The organism is Paenibacillus sp. FSL R5-0912, assembly GCF_000758605.1.
Lineage (GTDB): Bacteria > Bacillota > Bacilli > Paenibacillales > Paenibacillaceae > Paenibacillus_AQ.
This window is the reverse complement of record NZ_CP009282.1, coordinates 168948-192850: the sequence shown is the minus strand read 5'-3', so window position 1 is coordinate 192850 and position 23903 is coordinate 168948. Positions and strand designations below refer to the sequence as shown.

Annotated in this window: 19 protein-coding genes, 1 tRNA gene, 1 other RNA gene and 1 riboswitch; of the genes, 2 read left to right on the top strand and 19 right to left on the bottom strand. The window is 48.5% G+C overall.

Annotated elements, in window-relative coordinates:
* Positions 1–138 precede the first annotated feature (138 nt).
* From R50912_RS00930 to R50912_RS00870, 14 genes are all read right to left on the bottom strand, one after another.
* Positions 139–981: an IS91 family transposase gene (locus R50912_RS00930; protein WP_081956331.1), complete on the bottom strand. Its 843-nt coding sequence runs from the start codon at positions 979–981 to the stop codon at positions 139–141.
* 188 nt (positions 982–1169) lie between these two features.
* Positions 1170–2423: a mechanosensitive ion channel family protein gene (locus R50912_RS00925; RefSeq protein ID WP_042231604.1), complete on the bottom strand. Its 1254-nt coding sequence runs from the start codon at positions 2421–2423 to the stop codon at positions 1170–1172.
* A 298-nt stretch (positions 2424–2721) separates the two neighbouring features.
* Positions 2722–5592 carry a bifunctional diguanylate cyclase/phosphodiesterase gene (locus tag R50912_RS32950; RefSeq protein ID WP_052415854.1) on the bottom strand — a complete coding sequence of 957 codons (2871 nt, stop codon included), beginning with the start codon at positions 5590–5592 and terminating at the stop codon, positions 2722–2724.
* Between the two features lie 71 nt (positions 5593–5663).
* Positions 5664–5759, bottom strand: a riboswitch (cyclic di-GMP riboswitch).
* Positions 5760–6174: 415 nt separating this feature from the next.
* Positions 6175–6539: a transfer-messenger RNA gene (ssrA, locus tag R50912_RS33795) on the bottom strand.
* A 202-nt stretch (positions 6540–6741) separates the two neighbouring features.
* The gene (smpB, locus tag R50912_RS00915) at positions 6742–7221 is read right to left on the bottom strand and encodes an SsrA-binding protein SmpB (RefSeq protein WP_039296783.1); all 480 of its coding nucleotides are present in this window, start codon (positions 7219–7221) and stop codon (positions 6742–6744) included.
* A gap of 225 nt (positions 7222–7446) precedes the next feature.
* Positions 7447–10455 carry a ribonuclease R gene (gene rnr / locus R50912_RS00910; protein WP_042241269.1) on the bottom strand — a complete coding sequence of 1003 codons (3009 nt, stop codon included), beginning with the start codon at positions 10453–10455 and terminating at the stop codon, positions 7447–7449.
* 231 nt (positions 10456–10686) lie between these two features.
* The gene (secG, locus tag R50912_RS00905) at positions 10687–10920 is read right to left on the bottom strand and encodes a preprotein translocase subunit SecG (protein ID WP_039302440.1); all 234 of its coding nucleotides are present in this window, start codon (positions 10918–10920) and stop codon (positions 10687–10689) included.
* Between the two features lie 145 nt (positions 10921–11065).
* Complete coding sequence (locus R50912_RS00900; protein ID WP_042231601.1) at positions 11066–11329, bottom strand: YesK family protein; 264 nt, start codon at positions 11327–11329, stop codon at positions 11066–11068.
* Between the two features lie 153 nt (positions 11330–11482).
* Entirely contained in the window at positions 11483–12769 is a 1287-nt protein-coding gene (eno, locus tag R50912_RS00895; RefSeq protein WP_039302434.1) for a phosphopyruvate hydratase, read from the bottom strand.
* Between the two features lie 58 nt (positions 12770–12827).
* A complete protein-coding gene (gene gpmI / locus R50912_RS00890; protein ID WP_042231600.1) occupies positions 12828–14372 on the bottom strand; it encodes a 2,3-bisphosphoglycerate-independent phosphoglycerate mutase in 1545 nt (514 codons plus the stop codon).
* Positions 14373–14374: 2 nt separating this feature from the next.
* Entirely contained in the window at positions 14375–15130 is a 756-nt protein-coding gene (tpiA, locus tag R50912_RS00885; protein ID WP_039302428.1) for a triose-phosphate isomerase, read from the bottom strand.
* 33 nt (positions 15131–15163) lie between these two features.
* A complete protein-coding gene (locus R50912_RS00880; RefSeq protein WP_042231596.1) occupies positions 15164–16345 on the bottom strand; it encodes a phosphoglycerate kinase in 1182 nt (393 codons plus the stop codon).
* A 117-nt stretch (positions 16346–16462) separates the two neighbouring features.
* A complete protein-coding gene (gap, locus tag R50912_RS00875; protein ID WP_042231594.1) occupies positions 16463–17473 on the bottom strand; it encodes a type I glyceraldehyde-3-phosphate dehydrogenase in 1011 nt (336 codons plus the stop codon).
* Positions 17474–17589: 116 nt separating this feature from the next.
* Complete coding sequence (locus R50912_RS00870) at positions 17590–18642, bottom strand: sugar-binding transcriptional regulator (protein ID WP_042231592.1); 1053 nt, start codon at positions 18640–18642, stop codon at positions 17590–17592.
* Positions 18643–18975: 333 nt separating this feature from the next.
* On the opposite strand from R50912_RS00870, the gene R50912_RS00865 reads away from it, so the two are divergent.
* Positions 18976–19050: transfer RNA gene (locus R50912_RS00865), tRNA-Arg, on the top strand.
* A 193-nt stretch (positions 19051–19243) separates the two neighbouring features.
* Positions 19244–19840 carry an ATP-dependent Clp endopeptidase proteolytic subunit ClpP gene (gene clpP, locus R50912_RS00860; RefSeq protein WP_042132753.1) on the top strand — a complete coding sequence of 199 codons (597 nt, stop codon included), beginning with the start codon at positions 19244–19246 and terminating at the stop codon, positions 19838–19840.
* Between the two features lie 86 nt (positions 19841–19926).
* Here clpP and R50912_RS00855 read toward each other — a convergent pair whose 3' ends face one another.
* From R50912_RS00855 to R50912_RS00835, 5 genes are all read right to left on the bottom strand, one after another.
* A complete protein-coding gene (locus R50912_RS00855) occupies positions 19927–20565 on the bottom strand; it encodes a GDSL-type esterase/lipase family protein (protein ID WP_042231590.1) in 639 nt (212 codons plus the stop codon).
* 180 nt (positions 20566–20745) lie between these two features.
* A complete protein-coding gene (locus R50912_RS00850) occupies positions 20746–21852 on the bottom strand; it encodes a PdaC/SigV domain-containing protein (protein ID WP_052415847.1) in 1107 nt (368 codons plus the stop codon).
* Positions 21853–22106: 254 nt separating this feature from the next.
* Complete coding sequence (locus R50912_RS00845) at positions 22107–22865, bottom strand: SIMPL domain-containing protein (protein WP_042231588.1); 759 nt, start codon at positions 22863–22865, stop codon at positions 22107–22109.
* Between the two features lie 94 nt (positions 22866–22959).
* Entirely contained in the window at positions 22960–23496 is a 537-nt protein-coding gene (locus R50912_RS00840) for a GNAT family N-acetyltransferase (protein ID WP_042231586.1), read from the bottom strand.
* A gap of 73 nt (positions 23497–23569) precedes the next feature.
* Entirely contained in the window at positions 23570–23839 is a 270-nt protein-coding gene (locus R50912_RS00835) for an HPr family phosphocarrier protein (protein WP_036651317.1), read from the bottom strand.
* Positions 23840–23903: the final 64 nt, after the last annotated feature.

Here is a 23903-nt window from a genome sequence, read left to right as displayed (position 1 = left end):
TACCAAGGTTCCATTACAAGAAGGACAGAAAAACTCCGGCGATTCTCCGACCTCCAGTCCATACGAACACTCGACCACGATAAACTCAGGCACCGGGTCTAACTCCCCACATTCCACACAGACATAATCAATCCATATCTATGGCTCTTCTTCTGCCCACGGTTCCCATAAGTCCCCATCCTTCATTTTATCCGGTTTGTTCTCTTCGCCTTTCCCATGTTTCCTTATCCCCCATTTCTTTTGGTCTGCATATTCTCGCTCTTCGTCATAATAATAAATTCGGCCATATTCTGCATGCCAAATCACCACAAGCAACATCCGGTGCTTGCAGCAGGGACAGATCAGCGGATCTTGACCATAACTCTCCAGCATTCGCTCACGGTAACTCTTCTTCCTCCGTTCTTTGGCTGGAAAGATCATCTCCATTTGTTTATGTACCATGAACCGCCACAGATTTATGACCTTCTGCGACTCTTTGTTTTTTCCACGGCTGTATAGACCGTAGCGCCCTACCATCCGTATATGCTTCGGCGGGATGTGCTGCACCAGGTCGTAAGTAAATTTCATCACGGGCGAGACCACACATACCCGTTTACCCGTTCGGTGATCTGCATACCAATAATGGACTTTATGGTAATCATAGCTGACGACCCGGTACTCCGCGATCGCTGGACGTGCTAAATATCGTCCTATATATTTTGCGGCTCCCCGCGCATCTATCATCCGTTGCTCCGCATTCACGCAAAACCCCTTCGGGTAACGCTGGTACAACTGATTCACCAGTCTTCTTACCCGTTCGTCCTCCGGATACCATTTCATCATGAGATCCAGCAGTAGCTTTTGCCACGACTTTCGTAAGTACTCATACGAGATAAACTCTGCCTTTTTCCACTCCTTGTTCCGGTCCAGCGCACCTTCTGTAATGAGTGAATGGATGTGCGGGTTAAACTTTAAAGCGATGCAGGGTAGAAGCACGCGCACAGTTTCTTAGGCTGCGAAAGCGTAGTTGTTTTGTTGTTTGCCGTTTAATAGGCTTTAGCGTAGCGTTGATGAAGCTTACCCTCAATAATCCCGGCAGTTGATCAGCCCACCTTCAGACGGAGCCGTAGGGAATCGCCGCCCTGCCCGAAGATAAAGGCACACAAGCCTTTACGGATGCAATCATATCTTCAGTATCCTATCGAATACTCTCTTCTTTCTTTTAAGTTAAGGATATCTTGGCCCGTCGGGTTCTGAAAAATACGAAGTCCAAACAAAGGGATAATCGCAAAAATGTGATCAAAGATATCAGACTGGACCGCCTCATACACACCCCAGGTAGTCTCATTGCTGAACGCATAAATTTCTAAGGGCAGTCCGCTGTCTCCTGCTTCCAGCTGTCTGACAATGAGCGTCATATTCTTATGGATTTTAGGATGATTGCGCAGATATTCTTGGACATATTCTCTGAACACCCCGATATTCGTTAGCTGTCTCCCATTAACCTTGCTCTCCATATTGATATGATGTTCGATATTATAGGCGTTAATTTCATCGATTCTTGTAGTGATGTAATCGCTAAGGTAGTGAACCTTACGGAACTCCTCAATCATTTCTTTTGTACAGAAACATATGCTGCTAGTATCAATACAGACACTTCGTTTCATCCTTCTGCCCCCAGAGGCTTCCATGCCCCGCCAATTTTTAAAAGAGTCTGATATCAGGGCATAACTTGGAATCATGGTAATGGTTTTATCGAAATTCATCACCTTTACCGTATTTAGCGTAATATCTATGACATTACCGTCGGCATTATATTTAGGCATTTCAATCCAGTCCCCTACACGAACCATATCGTTAGAGGATAATTGAACACCTGCCACCAAGCCCAGTATCGAATCTTTGAAGACTAGCATAAGAACAGCGGATAACGCTCCCAGTCCACTAAGAAGAATCAGCGGATTCTGACCCATGAGGTTAGAAATCACCACAATCGCACCAATAATATACAGAAAAATCTTCGCAACCTGGATGTAGCCCTTGATCGGCCTAATCTTGGACACTTCATACGTACGATAAATAGTATCAATGGCATCAAGAAGTGCATTGAGTACCCTGATCGTTACAATAATCATATAAGCTAAGGCAACCTTTACAATAAAAGATTGATACAGCGGAAAAATAGGCGCAGCGTAATAGATGATAAAGGCTGGAGCGAGATGCGACAGCTTGTGAAATACTTTTTTCTCCAAAAAAATATTATCCCACGTATACCGGTTGTTATTGATAATATGAATAATGATCTTAAGTACGATTCTTTTGGCTACAAGATTGGCCGTTACAGAGAGTACAGCAATACATAAGACCATGATGATGTTCGAGAGATACACAACCATTTGGTCGCTCGCTCCATATCCTGCTAGGTGCTCTCTAATAAAATTCATCATTTCCTCCTGACAGAGTGCATATTAGCCTACAATTATAGATTATTGTCAGGGATTAAGCAAAATTAAAACAAAAACAATCTGGTTAGACGATAGAGCAAGCAGTTCTGCTAAAAATAAAAAGACCACCATAAGAAGGTGATCTCACTGATAATAAGATGGAGCCGAGGGGAGTCGAACCCCTGTCCGAAGATAACGGCACATAAGCTTCTACGAGTGTAGTTACAGTTTTGATGTCACCCTAGAAGCCCCCCGTACGACACCATAATACATAGAAAGGCAGCTTATCGGCACTCCCTTATAAGAAATTCCTTACCTCTTCACATTGTACCGGTTTGCTTATTAAATATCCCTGGACATCATCACACTCCAATTCACGCAGCAAGTTCAATTGTTCCTCCGTTTCGACGCCTTCCGCGACAACTTTTAAACCGATGCTATGAGCGATGAAAATGATAGCTTTCACAATGGACACATCGTTGGATTGGCTCTGAATGTTACGAACGAAGGACTGATCAATTTTAAGGAAATCGATTGGGTAGTTCACAAGATAGTTCAATGAAGAATACCCAGTGCCAAAATCATCAATGGAGATCTTAACGCCTAACTTTCTTATCTCCTGTAAAGTGGAGAGTACCTGTTCTTCATTGTTCATACTTATATTTTCAGTAATCTCCAGCTCCAAGTATCGTGGATCAAGCTGGGTCTCGTTCAAGATGCCAGAGATGTTCCGAACCAGATCCTTATCCTTAAATTGCCTTACGGATAGATTAACGGAGACACAGACTGGCTTGTAGCCCTCATTCTGCCAAGCTTTGTTTTGCGAACAAGCTGTCCGTAACACCCATTCTCCAATGGGGCTAATCAGTCCGCTTTCTTCGGCAATCGGTATAAATTCCGCGGGGCTAATCATGCCCTGAACTGGATGGCGCCATCGAATCAGAGCCTCTAGTCCGATAATTTGGCCTGTCTTCAATTCCATCCGGGGCTGATAGAATAGTTCAAACTCATGATTATCTAAAGCTTTATGAAGCATCGTCTCCAAGCTCATTTGGTTTGACAATGACGTATTAAGCTTCCCCTCATAGAAACTGTAACCATTACGCCCTGTCTTTTTAACCATATACATCGCTTGATCTGCATTCTTAATAAGTTCCATCTCACTGTCTCCATCCGTTGGAAAGAGGCTGATACCAATACTTGGTGTAGTATACACCTCGTGATCACTTAGCGAAATGGGTATCTTAAATGCCGCAAGAACAGCTTGGGCAATTTGTTCCGATTGTTCACGGGTCACATTGGGAAGTAAGGCGATGAATTCATCTCCACCCATTCTTGAGAGGATCGCATCCTGACCAAGACATTCTTGAACCCTCACAACTACCAGCTTTAATAACTGATCGCCCTTTGTATGACCGAACGTATCATTTACCATCTTAAACCGATCGACATCGATGAACAGGATTGCGGCTGTGTGACCATGGTCGTCGGCTTCCTTCAAGTAAGCTTGTAACCGTTGATTAAAGTTGACTCTATTGGGTAAACCGGTCAAGCAGTCGTAATAGGCGAGGAGTTGAATCTCAGCAAACATGCTTTGAAGTCTGGTGGCCGTATCCTTGCTGTTAGATATAAGCGTATTAATTTCTTGTATAAAGCTGCCTTTCCAGTTCACGCTCTGGTTCTCGGCTATTTTCTCAGGTAAATTAGTGGTTGTGTGGGTTAAAAGCTTAATCGGTCGAACAATGATTTCACTGATCACATTAGAAATAAAAATAAATATCAATCCACAGGCCAATAAAACACTGAATATTTTTATGTAGTAGCTATACAAGCGGTCACGATAGGGGGCAATTGGTGCCTCGACAATAACACTCCAATCACCCAGTTCCGGAATTGTCATGATCTTGAAATAGGAGGATTCTCCCCATCTGTTCATTGGATTTCTGATAGCATCCGGGAACCAGTGATACAAACCGCCAATTATTTCACTTGCTTCGCCCCTTTCTGCCCAGTTATACGGGTTCATAACGGCCAGATCATCACGAGTACTCGCAATAACCCTGTCATTCCGGTCTACGATTGTGACATTCATTAGTCTATTATTCGCCAGCTTTTTTAACTCCGTTGTAACATAGTTAAGATTGAGCACACCTACGGCCGCCCCTGTAAATTCGCCGCTAATCATAATAGGGGAGCCCACAACGACAATGGGTTCGTTAACGCAACCTCTTCCAAGAAACACATCGGAAACAACGAATTGGTGTTTTTCTCTCATATATTCAAAGTAAGGCCGATCCGAGAAGTTTAAGCCAATCGTTGACTTTCCTTTGTTATTTAGTAATGGAGAGAACAGCTTTGTAACTCCGTTGCGATCAGCAATGTATGAAGTAGTAAAATCCGGATATAACGCCAGTAGATAAGCCATTTGGCGCTGCAAGGAATCGATCTCTTCCATCCTATTCTCAGCCGCCGCCATCGATAAAGTATTCACTGCGGCAACATGAACTTCTCCCCACTCTGTAAGATCATTGCGGATGATAGCGGAATCTCGTTCAGTCTCTGACTTTATTTTTTCATTCATGTTGTGATACTGTTCATGACCGATCATCACCGTCACCAGAAGCAAAGTTATAAAGGTAAACGTGACAAATATGTTGAAAAGCACATCATGAAGAGAGCTCGACATCTTGCGTTTTTGGAATGATGGCCATTTAAGAAGAGGCAGATAAGTAAAGATTAAACTGGAAATCAATACATTTAAAATACCATTCACGGCATCCTTAAGCACAACCAGCAGGGAAGCGGTAAAATTCATATCCAGGGCATAACGATAGAATACCCATATGAGAGGCATCCCTAAAATCATCCAATATAGGCTATCAAAAAGAACAATCCTTTTCCCTCTGTAGAAGACGCCGACAAATAAAGTTTCCAGCACAAAAACAAGCATAGCGTAAGGATGATTCCAAAGAAACAACGTGTAACCATTTACAATAACCGATGCCACTAAAGCCCATTTAAGACCATATATCCGCAATATCAAAAAGGTGAATATACTACCGAAGATAAAATTGACCCCCAGCAATAGGGATAGGCTGAGCATATTACCTAGTAGTCCAAAAATAATCAGAGCTATGATAAATACAATCGACTTATTAAATATACTCACTGTTCTCCCACCTTATGAATCAGGCCCATTGCAACAAAAAAACTCTCCCGAAAAGGAGAGGTTTCCTTGCCTTCGGTAACTGGCTGGCATAACATATCCAAATTGGACATGTGATAGCCCCTGTAGTTTTGCGACCCCGTTTTTCAACGAGTGTGCCCTATTATTATTGAGATTATCTGAAAGACAATACATTATTCGACATTAATCTACAAGCTGACACTAATTATAGTTGATACTGCTGGGTGTTACAACCAATTTCTACATTTCCGTATGGCACCGTTCATATCAACTTATAGCAGGTAGGAGTGCTCAGACTGCAACGATCTCTTCTTTGGTCAAAATCGAAGGGCGGATGATGGGTATGGAAGGCGAAAACACACGCCGAAGGGGGAGCATATTTATCACGGGTTACGTGGAGGCCAAAGCCACCGGTCTCCGTATAGCCTCAGTGAAACTCACTGTATCCATTAACAGCAAGCCCCCGAAACCGCGTCACAGCAAGCCTTTTAACCACCACGTATAGTCCAAAACAGCCGCCGAAATGAAAAAAGACACCCCTAAAGGTGTCTTCACTGATACTCCATATGGAGCCGAGGGGAGTCGAACCCCTGTCCGAAGATAACGGCACATAAGCTTCTACGAGTGTAGTCACGGATTTGATGTCACCCGAGTATCGCCCCGTAACCGGCTATACGTTGGGTCAGCCTGATTGTCTTCTTCAGCTCACCGCAGGCGGAGATGAGACAGCGTATCCCACTACTTGTTAGCCCCTATCCCTGTCACATGGGCGATGCAGGGTAGAAGCACGCGCACAGTTTCTTAGGCTGCGAAAGCGTAGTTGTTTTGTTGTTTGCCGTTTAATAGGCTTTAGCGTTGATGAAGCGGACGCGTCCCCACTACTCGCTACTCATGCTCGAACTATCCCCGTCGAATCCAAGAACGGCCCCTCATTAGAAAGGGCGCTTCGGATTAACGGATCAATGACAAGCATACATGCTGATCCGGTTCACAGCTATCTTGATCAAGATGGCTGTTCAGAAGCAATAAGTTTTACTTACACAGTATAGCACATTTATCAACACTTTAACACGTAGGTTAAAGGAATTGAAGGTCGAATCTGGAACAATTGGGCGCCAGGTGGTTACCAGTCTAGCGGGCGATCTTCTGTTTGTCGCGCAGCACACGCTGGATATCACGCTGAGCATCGCGCTTCGCGGCGGAGTCGCGCTTGTCGTATTCCTTCTTACCTTTACCAAGGCCGATCAGCAGCTTGGCGTAGCCATTGCGCACATAAATCTTCAGCGGCACAATCGTGAAGCCATCCCGCTTCGAGGAACCGAGCAGCTTGTGAATCTGTTCCTTATGCATGAGCAGCTTACGTGTACGCGTTGGATCGGTAGGGTTGGCGCGGTTCCCTTGTTCAAAAGGGCTGATATGCATATTGTGAATATGAATCTCACCGTTCCGGATGGTAGCAAAAGCGTCCCCGATGTTAGCGCGGCCGTTACGCAGCGATTTGATCTCTGTACCCGTCAGAACCAAACCCGCTTCATACGTATCCTCAATAAAATAATCATGGGAAGCTTTTTTGTTCTGGGCAAGCACTTTCCCGTCTGCTTTTTTACCCATGAAAGTCACTCCTTGAATTGAATTCCCGGCCCGTTATGAACGGACACCAGGTCTATATTGTATCAAAAGCCAAGCAGGCAGTGCAAGGAAGGATCACCCTATCCCGAGCAATCATTTTGACATATGGGTGTCAGGAAGTGCTACGTTTCAGGTGAAATAGAAGTCCCCTTATATTCTAAAAAAGCACTGTCCCCCTAAAGGAACAGTGCCTTCTATTAATTCTGCCTAGGCCTGAGGTTTCTTCTTCCGCTTTCTGCGGCCGCCGCCCTCCGGATTGCCGCTCTTGTCGCCAGCGCCTGCCGGTGCCGGATTAGTGGTCTCCACGTTGCCTGGAGTCACAGAAGTGCCGATGAAGACGCCGCCTTTCTTCTTCTTGCGGCGGCTCTTGCCCTCCGGCGCTGCGCCGTTGCCTTCGCTTCCGAGGCCGCTGCCGAGGTCTTCGCGGCTGCGGAACCGTGTGCTCGCGTCCACGCCGCGCAGCTCACCGCCCGCCTGCTCGGCTCCGCCCCCGCTTGGCGCGCCGTAGCCGCCCTTGCCGGAGCCGAAGCCGAAGGCAATGCCGCGTCCCCCGGCACTGCCTCCGCCGTCTCCGCCGCGGCCTCTGCCGCGCTCACGCTCGCGCGGAGCACCTGATCCGCCGGCTTCGCCCCGGCGGTCCGCCTTCGCCGCGCTGCCCGCTGCGGAGGCGGCTGCAAGTGCACGCCGCGCGGCCGCTTCCGGCCCGCGGCCGCGCTTACGGCCGCCTGCTGCGCCGCCGTCTTCAGCCGGCGCTACACCTGCGCGCGGCTCTTCACCAGCGCCAGCCTCAGCGCCGCCGCCCTTAACTGCACCGCCAAAGACACCGGCGCCAGCGCTGCCGCTCTTGCCTTTACCTTTGGCGCCGAATCCAGCCGCACCGGCAGCTGCACCGCCGTTCTTGCCCTTCCCGGCGCCTTTAGCCGCACCAGCCGCTGCGCGGCCAGGCTTACCCTTACCTCCGCGGCCCTTGCCAACGCCGCCAGCCTTACCCGCAAATGGCTTGCCGGAGCCGCCGGCACCAGGGCGTCCGGCCTTGCCGCCGCGTCCGCCGTAGTTCCGGTGGTCGCCAGCCGCGCGCGGCTTCATATCAACCAGTTCGAAGTCAATCGTATGATCGTCCATGTTGACCTTGGCCACACGGATCTTCACCTCGTCTCCGATGCGGAACACTTTGGAGGTACGCTCACCGATGAGGGCCATGTGGGCTTCATCGAAGTGGTAATAATCATCGCTCAGTGCGCTGAGCCGGATCAGACCTTCTACCGTGTTATCCAGCTCGATGAACATTCCGAAGCTGGTCACGCTGCTGATCATGGCATCGAATTCTTCGCCTACCTTATCCTGCATGAACTCCGCTTTCTTCAGCTGCTCAGTGTCACGTTCAGCCTCTACCGCTACACGCTCGCGTTCGGAGGACTGCTGGGCGATATCCGGCATCCGCGAAGCCAGATACTCATGACGTTTCTCCGTCAGAGCTCCTCCATTCTCCACCACCTCACGCATGACGCGGTGAATGACAAGGTCGGGATAACGGCGGATCGGCGAGGTGAAGTGGGAATAGAATTCTGCAGCCAGTCCGAAGTGACCCGTACTCTCGGCATCGTATTTCGCCTGCTTCATGGAGCGCAGCATCATCGTGCTAATGACCGTCTGCTCTTTGGTTCCCTGAATCTGCTCCAGCAGATCCTGCAGCGCACGCGGATGAACGGAATTGCCGCGACCCTTGACGTGGTAACCGAAGTTAGCGGCGAAGGCCATGAAATTCTGCAGCTTCTCCGGATCCGGATCTTCATGAATCCGGTACAGGAATGGCACCTTCAGCCAGTGGAAGTGCTCCGCTACAGTCTCATTAGCCGCGAGCATGAATTCCTCAATAATCTGCTCGGCCACGGAACGCTCACGCTTCACAATATCGATAGCCTTACCTGCTTCATCTACGATGATTTTGCTTTCTTCAAAGTCGAAGTCAACGGCTCCGCGCCGCATCCGGGCATCGCGCAGCTTCATCGCGAGTTCCTTCATCAGGCGGAAATCACCGATCAGGGGAGCATAGCGCTCCAGCAGCTCAGGGTCTTCATCCTCAACAATTTTGCGTACATCGGAGTAAGTCATTCTCTCCTTAGTACGGATTACACTCGTGAACACATCATGCTTCACAACCTTCATGTGCTCGTCGAATTCCATTTCACAGGACATGGTCAGCCGGTCTACCTGCGGGTTCAAGCTGCAGATCCCATTCGACAGCCGGTGCGGCAGCATGGGAATGACCCGGTCAACCAGATACACGCTGCAGCCGCGGTCATAGGCTTCTTTATCCAGCTCAGAGCCCTCACGCACATAATAGCCTACATCGGCGATATGAACGCCCAGCTTATAATGACCGTTCTCCAGACGCTCCACATTCACCGCATCATCCAGGTCCTTGGCATCCGCGCCGTCAATGGTGACAATGTTCAGTCCGCGCAGATCGCGGCGGCCTTGCTGGATAATCTCCTCGTCGGTAATGGAATCGGGTGCCTGCTCCGCTTCCTTCATCACCTCAGCAGGGAAAGCCTCCGGCAGCTGATGCTTGCGGATAACCGACAGAATATCCACGCCCGGGTCATCCTTATGGCCGAGGATCTCAATAATTTCACCTTCAGCCGCAGCACGGCCTTCCGGATAGTTCACAATGCGGACAACGACCTTTTCCCCGTCAACCGCTCCCTTGAAGGACTGCTTCGGAATGAAAATATCCCGGTTAATCCGCTTATCATCCGGCAGCACGAAGCCATACGTCTCCAGGCTCTGGAATACGCCAACCGTCTGCGATACGCCTCTGATCAGGATCCGCTCTACTTCGCCTTCCATACGCCCGCCAGACGGGCTCTTCGAGGTAATGCGGATCAGTACGATGTCACCGTTCATTGCACCCTTCAGATCATTGGCATGGATGTATACATCGGGATGATCACGGTCATCGGGTATCAGAAAAGCGAACCCCTTCGCATGGGCTTGCAGCCGTCCGCGCAGCAGATCCATACGTTCCGGTACGCCATAACGGCTACCCCGGGTCAGAATAATCCGGCCGTCCTTTTCCAGTTCAATCAGCAGACGCTCAAAGGCTTTGAACGCCTCGCTATCCTCAATTGCGAAATGGCTCACCAGTTCTTCATACGTTAGCGGTTTATAAGCGGTTTCCCGCATGTAATCAAGTAGAATTTCTTGTGTTATCATCTTCGTCACCTCGGCCCTCCGCAGCATTCATGCCGCTGGCATATATGTATGTCTTGTCCTATCCCACATCAAATAAATCCAAGTAAAATTTACCTTTATATACTTCATACCCTAGTATACACGAAATCAATCCCGGGCATCCCTGTTATGATGTGCAAACACTCAAATCTGCATACAAAAAAGCCCCCGCCTATTCCATTCAGAACAGAGCGAAGGCTTACAGTAGGCAAACTACTCAATAACAATGGCTACAACGATTGACATAATGAAGAATCCGGCTGCCAATCCAACCGTTACACGCTGCAATACAAGCTCCATACCGCGTGCTTTTGTTTTACCGAAGAGATGCTCAGCACCGCCGGAGATGGCACCGGAAAGACCCGCGCTTTTCCCTTTTTGCAGAAGAACGACCGCAATCAGACCTACGGCAAAAATCAGAAGCACCACTTTCAAAAAGATATCCATTCACTTCCACCTCCTACGTCCAAGCATCACTATCTATGCTAAATTGGAATTTCCGTTTCATAAACAGCATTCTTATTTTATCATAGCCATAGATTGAATACAACCTTACAAACTGCATTCTATCAATATCCTACTATTAATATTCTCAGGTTTGTTTTCTATAGGAAACAAGAACGAGCAGCAGCAGACCAGAGATTAATAATATAGGCACAGAGAAGAAGGCATACCCGATCCCCTCCCAGCCTCCAATTACAGTGAAACTTAGAACCAGTAATATCAGACTGCCCAGTAAACCAGTGATCCCCGGATAAAAAACAGCTCTGCTCCGCATGCGCCCGGTCCGCGACAGCACCCAGCTGAGAATGATTAAAAATATTCCCACACCTATACCCGCAACAATAGCGTTCATGCCCACACTCCTTCCAGTTATCTACAATTATAGAATAACCCACTAGAAGCATCAGAGGCAACCTCGCTGTTCGCATTGCACTTTGTGGGTCTATCATCCAAAAAAAGGCCTGCCGAAGTTCGGCAGGCCTTTTAAATATAGAGTCAAAAGAAATTATCTTTTGAGGTTGTAGAAGGATTTCAGGCCGTTGTATTGAGCGAGTTCACCCAGTTCATCTTCGATGCGAAGCAACTGGTTGTATTTAGCAACACGGTCTGTACGGGAAGGAGCACCCGTTTTGATCTGACCAGCGTTAGTCGCAACAGCGATGTCAGCGATTGTGCTGTCTTCGGATTCACCGGAACGGTGGGAGATAACTGCTGTGTAACCAGCGCGTTTAGCCATTTCGATAGCATCGAAAGTTTCAGTCAGTGTACCAATCTGGTTAACCTTAACCAGGATGGAGTTACCGATACCTTTTTCAATACCTGTAGCAAGGCGCTCAGTGTTCGTAACGAACAAGTCGTCACCAACCAATTGGACTTTGTCGCCCAATTTTTCAGTAAGCAATTTCCAGCCATCCCAGTCGTCTTCAGACATACCGTCTTCGATTGTGATGATTGGGTACTTCTCAACCCAAGAAGCAAGAAGGTCAACATACTCAGCGGAAGTGTAAGATTTACCTTCGCCAGCAAGTGTGTATTTACCGTCTTTGTAGAACTCAGTGGAAGCAACGTCCATACCGAGGAATACGTCAACGCCTGGTTTGTAACCGGCTTTTTCGATCGCTTCGATGATTGTAGTGATTGCTTCTTCGTTCGAACCAAGGTTCGGTGCGAAGCCGCCTTCGTCGCCTACAGCTGTGTTAAGGCCTTTGGACTGAAGTACGGATTTCAGGTTGTGGAAGATTTCTGCGCCTGTACGAAGAGCTTCTTTGAAGCTTGTAGCGCCTACAGGAAGAACCATGAACTCTTGAACGTCGATGTTGTTATCGGCATGCTCACCACCGTTGATGATGTTCATCATTGGTACTGGAAGAGTTTTGGCGTTGAATCCGCCCAGGTATACGTACAAAGGAATATCCAGAGCTGCTGCAGCTGCACGAGCTACGGCCATGGATACTGCCAGGATCGCGTTAGCGCCCAGCTTGCCTTTGTTAGGAGTTCCGTCCAAAGTGATCATCAATTTGTCGATGCCCACTTGGTCAAGAGCATCCATACCGATTACTTCTGGAGCGATAATTTCGTTTACGTTCTCAACAGCTTTCAGAACGCCTTTACCCATGTAACGGGATTTGTCGCCGTCACGAAGCTCTACAGCTTCATGAGCACCAGTGGAAGCGCCGGAAGGAACGATCGCGCGGCCTTTAGCGCCGGATTCCAGATAAACATCAACCTCTACCGTAGGGTTACCGCGGGAGTCGAGGACTTCGCGAGCGTACACATCAGAAATAATAGTCATGTAAGTTTAATCTCCTTTTAACTTTAAGTTTAGTGTAACAATGAAACTTGGGGTCTGCCTATTTGCGGCTGGCAATCATGGATTGTCCGGTCATTTCCGCAGGCTGCGGAAGTCCCATCAGATCCAGGATTGTCGGTGCCACATCTGCGAGGATACCAGCTTCGCGCAATACAACATTCTCAGTTGTAACGATGAAAGGAACCGGGTTGGTGGTATGGGCTGTGAATGGACGACCATTCTCATCGAATACCATATCCGCATTACCGTGGTCGGCAATGATGATCGCAACGCCGCCTTTGGCAACTACTGCATCCACAACTTTACCTACGCATTCGTCCGTTACTTCAACTGCCTTGATGGTAGGCTCCAGCATCCCGGAGTGTCCAACCATATCAGGGTTAGCAAAGTTCAGGATAATGGCATCTTGTCTGTCTGCTTCGATCTCCGCTACGCAGGCCGCCGCCACTTCGTATGCGCTCATCTCAGGCTGCAGATCATAGGTTGCCACTTTCGGTGAGTTGATCAGGATACGGGTTTCGCCAGGAAGCTCCTCATCGCGTCCGCCGCTGAAGAAGAAGGTAACATGCGGATACTTCTCAGTTTCCGCGATACGCAGCTGCTTCTTGTTCTGCTGAACAAGCACTTCACCGAGGGTGTTGTCCAGGTTCTTCGGGGAATAAGCCACGTAGCCTTGAACCGTCTCGCTGAAGGTAGTCAGACATACGAAATGCAGGTTCTCCGGGAACTTAGGACCACGGTCGAAGCCGCGGAAATCGGAGTTCGTGAATACTTGCGACAGCTGGATCGCACGGTCAGGACGGAAGTTCAGGAAAATGACGGAATCGCCGCTTTCCACTGTCGCAACCGGGTTGCCAAGACTATCTACAATCACACTTGGCTCTACAAATTCATCATACACAGAATTCTGGTAAGATCCAGTGATTGCCTGAAGTGCATCGGTATATTTAGGGCCTTCGCCGTAAACCATTGCACGATAAGCTTTCTCTACACGTTCCCAGCGTTTGTCACGGTCCATGGCATAATAACGTCCGGATACCGTAGCAATCGTACCTACGCCAACCTCTTCGATCTTGGCTACCAGGTCCTGAATGAACTTCTGTCCACTGTCGGGTGGTACGTCGCGGCCATCCATGAAGGCATGAATATAAACTTCATGCAAATCTTCTTTTTTGGCCAGATCGAGCATCGCGAACAGGTGGTTAATGTGACTGTGTACGCCGCCATCAGATACAAGTGCATAGAGGTGAAGCTTTTTGCCGGTTGTTTTGGCGCTTCTCACCGCAGCAACCAGCGTTTCGTTCTCGAAGAATTCCCCATCACGGATCGACTTATCGATGCGGGTCAGATCCTGGTATACGATCCGGCCTGCGCCGATGTTAAGGTGCCCTACTTCAGAGTTACCCATTTGTCCTTCCGGCAGACCTACAGCTTCACCGCAAGCGGTAAGTGTAGTATTCGGATATTGTTTCAGGTAACGATCGTAGTTCGGTTTGTTGGCTTGGGCAACTGCGTTGCCTTCATCCGTATTACGCAAACCGAAACCGTCCATGATGATTAGAGCTACAGGTTTTGGTGCTGACATTCTTATTTCGCCCCCTCAACGAGTGAAACGAAGGAAGCAGGCTGCAGGCTGGCACCGCCGACTAGAGCGCCGTCGATGTCGCTTTGACTCATGTACTCCGTTACATTCTCAGGCTTCACGCTGCCGCCGTATTGGATACGGACAGCTTCAGCAGTTGCTTCATCGTACAGGCCTTTTACAAGGGTACGGATGTAAGCAATAACTTCATTAGCATCCTGGGAAGTAGAGGATTTACCTGTACCAATAGCCCAGATAGGCTCATAAGCGATAACTACGCTTGCTGCCTGTTCCGCGCTAAGACCGGCAAATGCCGCTTCAGTCTGCACTTTGCATACATCTTTAGTCTGGTCTGCTTCGCGCTCTTCGAGCTTTTCGCCTACACAGACAATTGGTGTAATGCCGTGGCGGAATGCCGCATGCATTTTTTTGTTGACGATTTCGTCCGTCTCACCGAAGTATGCACGGCGTTCGGAGTGACCGATAATCACGTATTCCACACCGAGATCCTTCAGCATTACGCCGCTGATCTCGCCTGTGTAAGCACCGTTATCTTCGAAGTGAAGATTCTGAGCACCAATTTTGATGCTGGTGCCTTGTACCGCTGCAACAAGTGCAGGCAGGTTAGTGAATGGTGCGCAGATTACAGTCTCTACGCCTTCAACTTCCGCCTGACCTTTGATTTCAGCGATGAAGCCTTCGGCTTCCGGAACGGTTTTGAACATTTTCCAGTTGCCGGCAATGATAGGTGTTCTACTCATAGTAATGGATTGCCTCCTTCTACCTTCTACGTCTTACTTGTCGTTCAGTGCTTCTACGCCTGGAAGTGCCTTGCCTTCCATGAACTCGAGTGATGCGCCGCCGCCAGTGGAGATATGATCCATTTGGTCTGCGAGGTGGAATTTCTCTGCTGCTGCTGCGGAATCACCGCCGCCGATTACTGTGTAACCTTCGGTAGTTGCGCAAGCTTGAGCTACAGCCTTGGTTCCTTCAGCAAAGATGTCGATTTCGAACACGCCCATAGGTCCGTTCCATACAACCAGCTTGGAGCTCTTGATCACATCAGCATAGATTTCACGAGTCTTAGGACCAATGTCCAGACCCATCCAGCCTTCAGGGATTTCGTTAATGTCTACCACTTTGGTATTAGCGTCTGCACCGAACTTGTCAGCGACAACAACGTCTACAGGAAGCAGGAAGTTTTTACCGAGCTTTTTAGCTTTTTCGATAAATCCGAGCGAAGCTTCGAGCTTTTCATTATCTACCAGAGATTCGCCGATTTCGAAGCCTTGAGCTTTGGTGAAGGTGTAAGAAAGGCCGCCGCCAATCAATACGTTGTCAGCCAGAGTCAGCAGGTTGTCAATCACGTCGATCTTGTCTTTAACTTTGGAACCGCCGATGATGGCAGTGAAGGGACGTTCCGGATTCGACAGGGCTTTGCCCAGAACGGACAATTCCTTCTCCATCAGAAGGCCGGATACGGCAGGCAGGAAGTGAGCGATACCTTCTGTCGAAGCATGGGCACGGTGAGCCGCGCCGAATGCGTCATTGACGAACAGGTCTGCCAGTTCAGCGAACTGCTTAGCCAGTTCAGGGTCGTTCTTTTCTTCCCCTTTATAGAAACGGACATTCTCAAGCACAAGCACGTCGCCTTCGTTCAGTTCAGCAATTTGTGCTTTTACCGCTTCGCCAATCGCTTCATCTGCTTTGGCTACCGGTTTGCCGAGCAATTCGGACAGACGTACAGCTGCGGAAGTCAACCGCATGGAATCGACGAATTCACCTTTAGGACGGCCCATATGGCTGGCCAGAATGACCTTTGCACCGTTCTCAATCAGGTATTTAATTGTTGGAAGGGTTTCGCGGATACGGGTATCATCAGTGATCTTACCGTCTTCCACTGGCACGTTGAAATCCACACGCACGAAGACGCGTTTGCCTTTTACTTCTACATCACGGACACTTTTTTTGTTCATGATTAACATTTCCTCCACACCCAAAATTGGTTCATTCACGAATCCATTTCATTTAGAAAGAGCGGAAACAGACTTTCATTGTTTCCGCTCAATTGTACTGCTTATATGAAATCGGTATTATTGAGCAAGTTTAGCGAATTTCTCCAAAGTACGAACAAGCTGTGCAGTGTAGGACATTTCATTGTCATACCAAGCAACGGTTTTAACCAGTTGTTTGTCGCCAACAGTCAGAACTTTAGTTTGTGTAGCATCGAACAGGGAACCGAAAGTCATACCCTTGATGTCGGAAGATACGATTTCATCTTCAGTGTAGCCATAAGTTTCCGGATCGGAAGCAGCTTTCATTGCTGCGTTGATTTCTTCAACAGTTACGCTCTTATCCAGAACAGTAACCAGCTCAGTCAGGGAACCAGTAGCTACAGGCACACGTTGTGCTGCACCGTCAAGTTTGCCTTTAAGTTCTGGAATTACCAGGCCGATTGCTTTAGCAGCACCGGTAGTGTTAGGAATGATGTTCTCAGCAGCAGCGCGGGCACGTCTGAAGTCACCTTTAGCGTGTGGAGCATCAAGTGTATTCTGGTCACCTGTGTAAGCGTGGATAGTAGTCATCAAGCCTTCGATGATACCGAATTTGTCGTTCAGAACTTTGGCCATAGGAGCCAGGCAGTTCGTTGTGCAAGATGCGCCGGAGATTACTGTTTCGCTTCCGTCAAGGATGTCATCGTTAACGTTGTAAACAACAGTCTTCATGTCGCCTGTAGCTGGAGCAGAAATAACTACTTTCTTAGCTCCGCCTTTAAGGTGCTTTTCAGCGGCTTCTTTAGTTGTGAAGAACCCTGTGCATTCCAGAACGATATCAACGCCAAGCTCTCCCCAAGGAAGTTCTTCAGGGTTGCGGTTAGCAAGAACCTTAACATCTTTGCCGTTAACTTTGAAGAAGCCGTCGTGAACTTCAACATCGCCTTGGAATTTACCTTGAGTTGTATCATATTTAAGCAAATGAGCAAGCATCTTAGCGTCAGTCAAGTCATTGATTGCTACCACTTCGATACCTTCTACATTTTGAATACGGCGGAATGCAAGGCGTCCAATACGTCCAAAACCGTTAATACCAACTTTTACACTCATTGAATAGTTCCTCCTAGATTTCGTTTTATTTATTCAAGACAAGCCGTGAGGCTCGTCAAGACAACAAGGTTAAGTATAATGCATAATACCTTTGCGCGCGCCCCATAAAATGGAAGCTATAGGACTTGCTGCAACTGTTTGTCGATTTCTTTGCCAATTTCGACAGCCGCCGCCTCGTCTGTTACGAGAATATCCTCTTGGCCGAACCGCAGCATCGCATGAATGGCCTTAGCCTTGCGTTTGCCGCCGGCAATACCGATAACGACTTCTGTACGCATAATGTCTTCCAGGCGCAGCCCCATGGTCATCATGGTATGAACCACCTCACCATTCTCATTGAAATAATATCCGAACGATTCGGCTACCGCACCCTCGTCCTGAATCTCTGAGATTGTAGCGGGGTCCAGCTTGCGGCGGTGAGTCATTTCAATGGCATCGCCAATTCCATGCACAATAATACGCGATCTGCGGATAATCTCCACAATCTCTCCAATATTGGAGTCCAGTGCGAGCGACTGATAGGCATCGCCGCTGAGTAGATCAGGCACATGCAGCAAACGGTAATTGGCACCAATCCGTTTAGCCATGGTCGAAGCAATGGTGTTGGCTTGGATCTCCATGCTCTCTCCCAATCCTCCACGCGCCGGAACTACCCAGGCGTTCTTATAGGAAAGGGATAGCGGCGGGGTCAACTGATCGGCCATTTCGGCCAGGGTCGATCCGCCTGTGACAGCAATCGTGTCGTCACTGCGCAGTACACTGAGCAGTGCCTTCGAACCTGCACGCCCCAGTTCACGTTTGGTGAACAGTGAGGTCTCGCAGTCGCCAGGTACAACAACTACTTTACTGAGACCGTACGTAGTACGAATTTTCTCTTCCAGATCATCCAGGCCGAAGAGGCTCTTGGCGATCGGCTCCATCAGGTCAAGCAGTCTGCGCCCGGCTTCGCTAACGCGCATGCCGACGCTCTCGATCTCAATGAGCCCTTGCGATTTCAGAAGATCCGTCTCGGCGCGCAGCACCCGCTCGGTCATATCAAGCGAGGCGGCAAGCGTTCTGCGCCCAATAATATCGGACAGCATGATCTGATGTAGAATCGTATACCGTCTCTTAAGGGTTTCCATGAGATCAGGCAGAAGCTGCTTTTGGATTTCCAATAAATTACGCATGCTTTCACTCCTGCAACTTCGTCTTTCTCTTTTCCCTTGTTCGTGGTCTCAAAATGTCCCGGGTTAACTTTTTAAGTCCCACCCATATTCTACCCAAAACTGACGCGGAGTGCAAGTGTTCCGAGACTATAATTCTCAGACTGGTTTCATCTTATACATCTGCCGGTCTGTAAGAGGTAACCATGACCTTAATTGCATGACTGATAACCTCCAGCACCTGACTGTCAGGTTGGAAGCTAGTATCTGCCTGTGAAGGTCGGAAAAAACTATTTTTTGAACGATGGGTTTTACACATTGCTTTTATGCGAGAAGTGTATTATAATAATTTCTGTTGCGCCCGTGGTCCAATGGATATGACGTAGGCCTCCGAAGCCTGAGATCCAAGTTCGATTCTTGGCGGGCGCGCCATTATGTTCACTTTTGTACATAATTTAGCAATGCTTATACTACATTTAACCAAAGAGCCAATTGATGGCTCTTTTTTTTGAAACTAAGTTTGACTTTCTTTGACTTTTTGTTTGAATTTGTTTATCATGTGGTTAATACGGTAACAGTAAAAAATGAACACATTCGAAGCACCAATTTCAAGGAGGTTTTCCACGTGAGTTATATTCCTATGGTAGTAGAACAGAGCAACCGCGGTGAGCGCGCTTATGACATCTATTCCCGCCTGCTGAAGGACCGCATCATTTTCCTTGGAACGGAGGTTAATGACGTGGTAGCCAATTCCATCATCGCACAAATGCTCTTCCTGGCTGCCGAGGATCCGGATAAGGATATTCACCTGTATGTGAACAGCCCTGGCGGTTCCATTACAGCGGGTATGGCTATATTTGATACAATGCAGTACATTAAACCGGATGTATCCACCATCTGTGTAGGGATGGCCGCTTCCATGGGAGCCTTCCTGCTGAACGCCGGCGCCAAGGGCAAACGCTTTGCCTTGCCGAACAGCGAAATTATGATTCACCAGCCACTCGGCGGTGCCCAGGGTCAGGCTTCAGATATCGAAATCCGCGCCCGCCGCATCATCAAGCTGCGCGAGAAGCTGAACCGTATCCTGTCCGAACGTACGGGCCAGCCGATCGAGAAGATCGAGAAGGATACCGACCGTGACTACTTCATGAGTGCTGCCGATGCAGCTGAATATGGTATTGTCGATAAAGTCATTGAGAAGACATTGCCGACTGGCGTTTAATTTCTATACTTCACCAACACATAAAGAGGCTGCCGCGGACCTACAGGTCTGCGGCAGCCTCTTTATGTGGCATATATACAGATGTTTCACCTCAAGTTTCCATATCCCAGGGCATCCAGCTTGCCGGCGATCACCCGGTAGCCCCTGCCGTTCGGATGGATATGATCCAGGAACAGCAGCCCCCGCTCATTGCCGGCAAATTCATGATAAATGGAAGCAAACCTCACAACATAACTGCTGTAGCCGGCAGCATAGGAGTTGAACTGCCGCACCCAATCTGTGGCCGCATCCACCTGAGGATACGGATTATAGAGACCTACAATCCGGATAATGTAAGGACTTCGCGTTCCTGCCTTCAGCTGTGCCAGAGTACTCATAATATCACTGAAATTCCGTTTGCATTCCCGGAGCGCTTTTTGCAGATATCCATTCAGCTCACCTGGCCTCCCCGCCGCGGCTTTAGCGGCCTTAATCAGATCATTACCGCCGATAGAGACGGTGATGATCTCCGCATCCTTAACCGCAGAACGAAAGCCGCCATCAGTCTTGAGACGCTGCTCCAGCCCTGCTGTTGTCAGACCGTTCACTCCAAGATTCGCTGAAGCCACCGGAGTCTGCAGCCGCCCTTCTGCCATCCGGCGGTAGACGGGAACAAATCCGTTCCCGGGCAGTGCCCCGAACCCGGTCGTTAATGAATCTCCAATGGCCGTATACTGATAGACCATAGCCTTCCCTCCCTGCTATAAGCTGCTTGCTTTCTTTAGCTTATGACTGCCCAGGGGATGTGGTAACGGCAGGGCGGCCTTATTAGGCCCGCAAAAAAAATCCTGCCCTTATGTCTCCCGGAGGAAATGCAAGGGCAGGATAGATGAAGCTACCGGTACTGGAATAGTGAAGCCTATACGTTATTTCAGTGCAGCGAACGGACTGCTTCCATCAGGCAGCAGCTCCTTGAAGCTGAAGATTACCTCCGGGAAGCCTGTAGCGTATGCAGTATACTCATATTGCTGGAAGAAGAGCACGGCTTTGCCCTCTTTCAGATAGAAGTTTTTCTCTGTATTCAGGCCTGTGAATCCTCCCAGATAACCTCCGTTTGCTTTGATTTCAGTAGATACTTTGGCATTCAGCTGTTTCTTATAGTTAGGATTAGCCTTGAACAAATCCCCCAGCAGCAGGCGTTTGCCGTCCTTAAGTGAGAAGGTAAAGGCATTACGGATAGTCGATCCATGTGCGCCGCCGGTGTACCCGTATTGATTCGTGATCAGACTGAGCACGCCGTCTTGATTATAAGTGACCACATAACCGCCTTCGAATTCATACGGACGGTCGTCCTCGGATTTAAGGGAGATTTGATCTTCAGCGTAAGCCGCATATTTCTGAATCGTCTGTTTGATTGTATCATTGATCGCCTTCTCAGCCTCGCTACTAGCAAGACCGCTGACCTGTGGATAATCCAGCTTAATCGGTGCATCTTTATGGTCCTTAACATAGCTCTCAGTCTTTATAGTTACCGCATTTTGCGTTCTCTTCATCACATTGAGCCGTCCCGTAGTGGCACTCCAGTCGCCCTTGTAGCCTAAGTAATCACTGAGCAGGTCAAACGAAACATAGAAGCGGTTATTCAGATTCTTCACTTCATATTCACCGATAAAATAATTATTCACTTTAATCGTAGTATAGTATTCAGTAACCGTCAATTTAGTTTGTGTAGTACCTGTACCGATGGTATACGTCTTCTCAGCTTTATCATAAGATAGCGGCATCCCCAGCGCATCGCGCATAAACGTTACCGGAATCCATACCTTCCCGTCTTGGAAAAGCCCTGTCTGCGCTGTAATCTTACCGTTTACCTTCAGCACGACCGGGGAGGAGGCAGCTTTCACCTGAGCCGCCGCTGGAGCAGCCTGGGTAATGCCTGCCGGGAGTACACCTCCACCGATTAGCATTCCTGCTGCAATCATTCCTGCGCCCCACTTACGGGCGTATTTCTTCGAAGTATCATTCATTTTCATTGTTGTTCTTCCCCTTCCGCTGGTACGATGATAGTTTACGTGATGTGTTCCCTCAGCTTCACTCTTCCTATTATAAGGATAAGAAGGTTCGCGGATGTTACAATGCGCTTTACAGTTTCTTAAGGATTGAAGAGTCTTTCTATCAACCTTATTACATTAATTTAAACAATTTGAGAGATTTCAAAGAAAATTTCTTCTAAAAAAGGCGCCTGCCCTGCCATAAACAGCAGAGCAAGCGCCTCTTTGCGGTCACTTTATTTCAATTCATAGGTCACGCTCAGCTGAGTGGTTACTTTAACCTCTCCGGGTTCAACGGAACTTCCGGCAGCTGAATCATTCGCTGCTTTGGACATAGCGGCCTGTTCAACGAAGACAACCGGGTTATTCCCGTCATCGCTCTGAATGACCGTTACCACCTGGCCCAGTCCACGTTTCGCCGCTTTAGCAATCGCTGCCGCTTTTACATCTGCGTTCAGCATTGCTTTTTCGATGACCTGTGCTTCAAAGGCTGATGGATCTTCGATCGCAAAGCTTGCATTGCCGATATTGTTCGCGCCTGCCGTAGATGCTGCATCCAGCAATTGTCCGACCTTAGTCAGATCACGGTAGGAAATCTTCAGCGTATGCTGGGCATTATAGCCTTTAACCTGCTGGCCTTCCTTTTCGCTATAGACGTAATTAGGCTGTACATAGAACTGGGTGCTCTGAATATCCTTGTCGGCAATTCCCCAGGTTGTTTTGAATAATGCAGTCAGCTTCGCAATCTTTGCTGCGGTACCCTTCTGCGCCTCTTGCGCAGTATCGGCAGTGGTACTTACCCCAATCGAAAGATAGACGATATCCGGTTTGATCGCAAGTTCACCCTTGCCCACCACGCTCACAATATTCTTCTGCACCTCGTCGGCAGCGTAAGCCTTTTCAGGACCTTTTAGCACCCCGCTCAGCCCCATTCCTCCTATAATCAAGCTTCCTGCCAGCAGCACTGCTCCGATTGATTTGCCAAATTTCATCATGCCTGCCATCCCCTTTCGCTTCTTTAAGTGTTGGTACCCTCTAGACGGACCAGCATGGCAAAAGTTGCATATCCTATGTACGTTATTTAATAATTTATTCCGTCTCTATCCAAAAACGCCGGATGACATTCCCGTCCTCCTCGATATATTCGCTATCCTCTATTCCGCCATTCTTGCGGATCGTCCGCTCTGAAGCTGTATTGACGGCGTCGCAGACCACGAGCGCCTTCTTTATACCCAGTTCCCCAGCCTTCAGGAGAGCCTGCCTCAGAAGTTCACTGGCATAGCCCCGTCTGCGCTCCGAAGGGACCACGCCATAGCCGATATGCCCGCCTGTACGAAGTAAAGTTTCCGTCAGCCGGTGTCTGATGTTCACGGCACCTACCACCCGCTGATCCGTTGTCACCAGCCAGAAGGTTGAACTGCTCACCCATCCGTCTTTGATATTCACACCACCGGCATGCTCACGCAGAGACTGAAGCATACCGGCAAAGTCAGCAGGATCGATCTCGACTACCCAGGGAACGAATGATTCTCCGCTGGCCTTCCACTCTTCATAAAATGCCAGATAGGGCTCTCTGAGAGCTTCTGTAGGCGCCACTAAGGTTACCTCGCTGCCTTGGATCTTCATCTGTGTATCTCCCCTTGTACATAAATAATATGAAAAAAAGCCCCTAAGGGCTTTCGGTAAGACGTTGTAGCATTTATTGATTCTCGAGTTCTTCCTTACTTACAAGACTTGTCAAAGCGGTTACAGCTTGTTCCGCATCTGCGCCATCTGCGCTGATATAAATCTCCGTACCGGAACTGATTGCAAGGCTCATAATGCCCATGATACTTTTGGCGTTAACTTTTTTATCGTCTTTTTCCACGAAAATCTCCGACGAAAACTTATTAGCTTCTTGCACAAACAATGCTGCCGGCCGAGCATGGAGCCCCGTCTTCAACCGAACAACTACCGGGTGCTTTGTCATGAAACGCTTACCCCCTATTTGAGATCTGCCCAAAAATTTCACATTAATTTTATAATATTATATC

Coding starts and splice junctions, on each gene's coding strand:
- R50912_RS00925 (WP_042231604.1), bottom strand. CDS start 2,423: ATGAATTTTATTAGAGAGCACCTAGCAGGATATGGAGCGAGCGACCAA.
- smpB (WP_039296783.1), bottom strand. CDS start 7,221: ATGGGTAAAAAAGCAGACGGGAAAGTGCTTGCCCAGAACAAAAAAGCT.
- rnr (WP_042241269.1), bottom strand. CDS start 10,455: ATGATAACACAAGAAATTCTACTTGATTACATGCGGGAAACCGCTTAT.
- secG (WP_039302440.1), bottom strand. CDS start 10,920: ATGGATATCTTTTTGAAAGTGGTGCTTCTGATTTTTGCCGTAGGTCTG.
- R50912_RS00900 (WP_042231601.1), bottom strand. CDS start 11,329: ATGAACGCTATTGTTGCGGGTATAGGTGTGGGAATATTTTTAATCATT.
- eno (WP_039302434.1), bottom strand. CDS start 12,769: ATGACTATTATTTCTGATGTGTACGCTCGCGAAGTCCTCGACTCCCGC.
- gpmI (WP_042231600.1), bottom strand. CDS start 14,372: ATGTCAGCACCAAAACCTGTAGCTCTAATCATCATGGACGGTTTCGGT.
- tpiA (WP_039302428.1), bottom strand. CDS start 15,130: ATGAGTAGAACACCTATCATTGCCGGCAACTGGAAAATGTTCAAAACC.
- R50912_RS00880 (WP_042231596.1), bottom strand. CDS start 16,345: ATGAACAAAAAAAGTGTCCGTGATGTAGAAGTAAAAGGCAAACGCGTC.
- gap (WP_042231594.1), bottom strand. CDS start 17,473: ATGAGTGTAAAAGTTGGTATTAACGGTTTTGGACGTATTGGACGCCTT.
- R50912_RS00870 (WP_042231592.1), bottom strand. CDS start 18,642: ATGCGTAATTTATTGGAAATCCAAAAGCAGCTTCTGCCTGATCTCATG.
- R50912_RS00855 (WP_042231590.1), bottom strand. CDS start 20,565: ATGGTCTATCAGTATACGGCCATTGGAGATTCATTAACGACCGGGTTC.
- R50912_RS00850 (WP_052415847.1), bottom strand. CDS start 21,852: ATGAAAATGAATGATACTTCGAAGAAATACGCCCGTAAGTGGGGCGCA.
- R50912_RS00845 (WP_042231588.1), bottom strand. CDS start 22,865: ATGATGAAATTTGGCAAATCAATCGGAGCAGTGCTGCTGGCAGGAAGC.
- R50912_RS00840 (WP_042231586.1), bottom strand. CDS start 23,496: ATGAAGATCCAAGGCAGCGAGGTAACCTTAGTGGCGCCTACAGAAGCT.
- R50912_RS00835 (WP_036651317.1), bottom strand. CDS start 23,839: ATGACAAAGCACCCGGTAGTTGTTCGGTTGAAGACGGGGCTCCATGCT.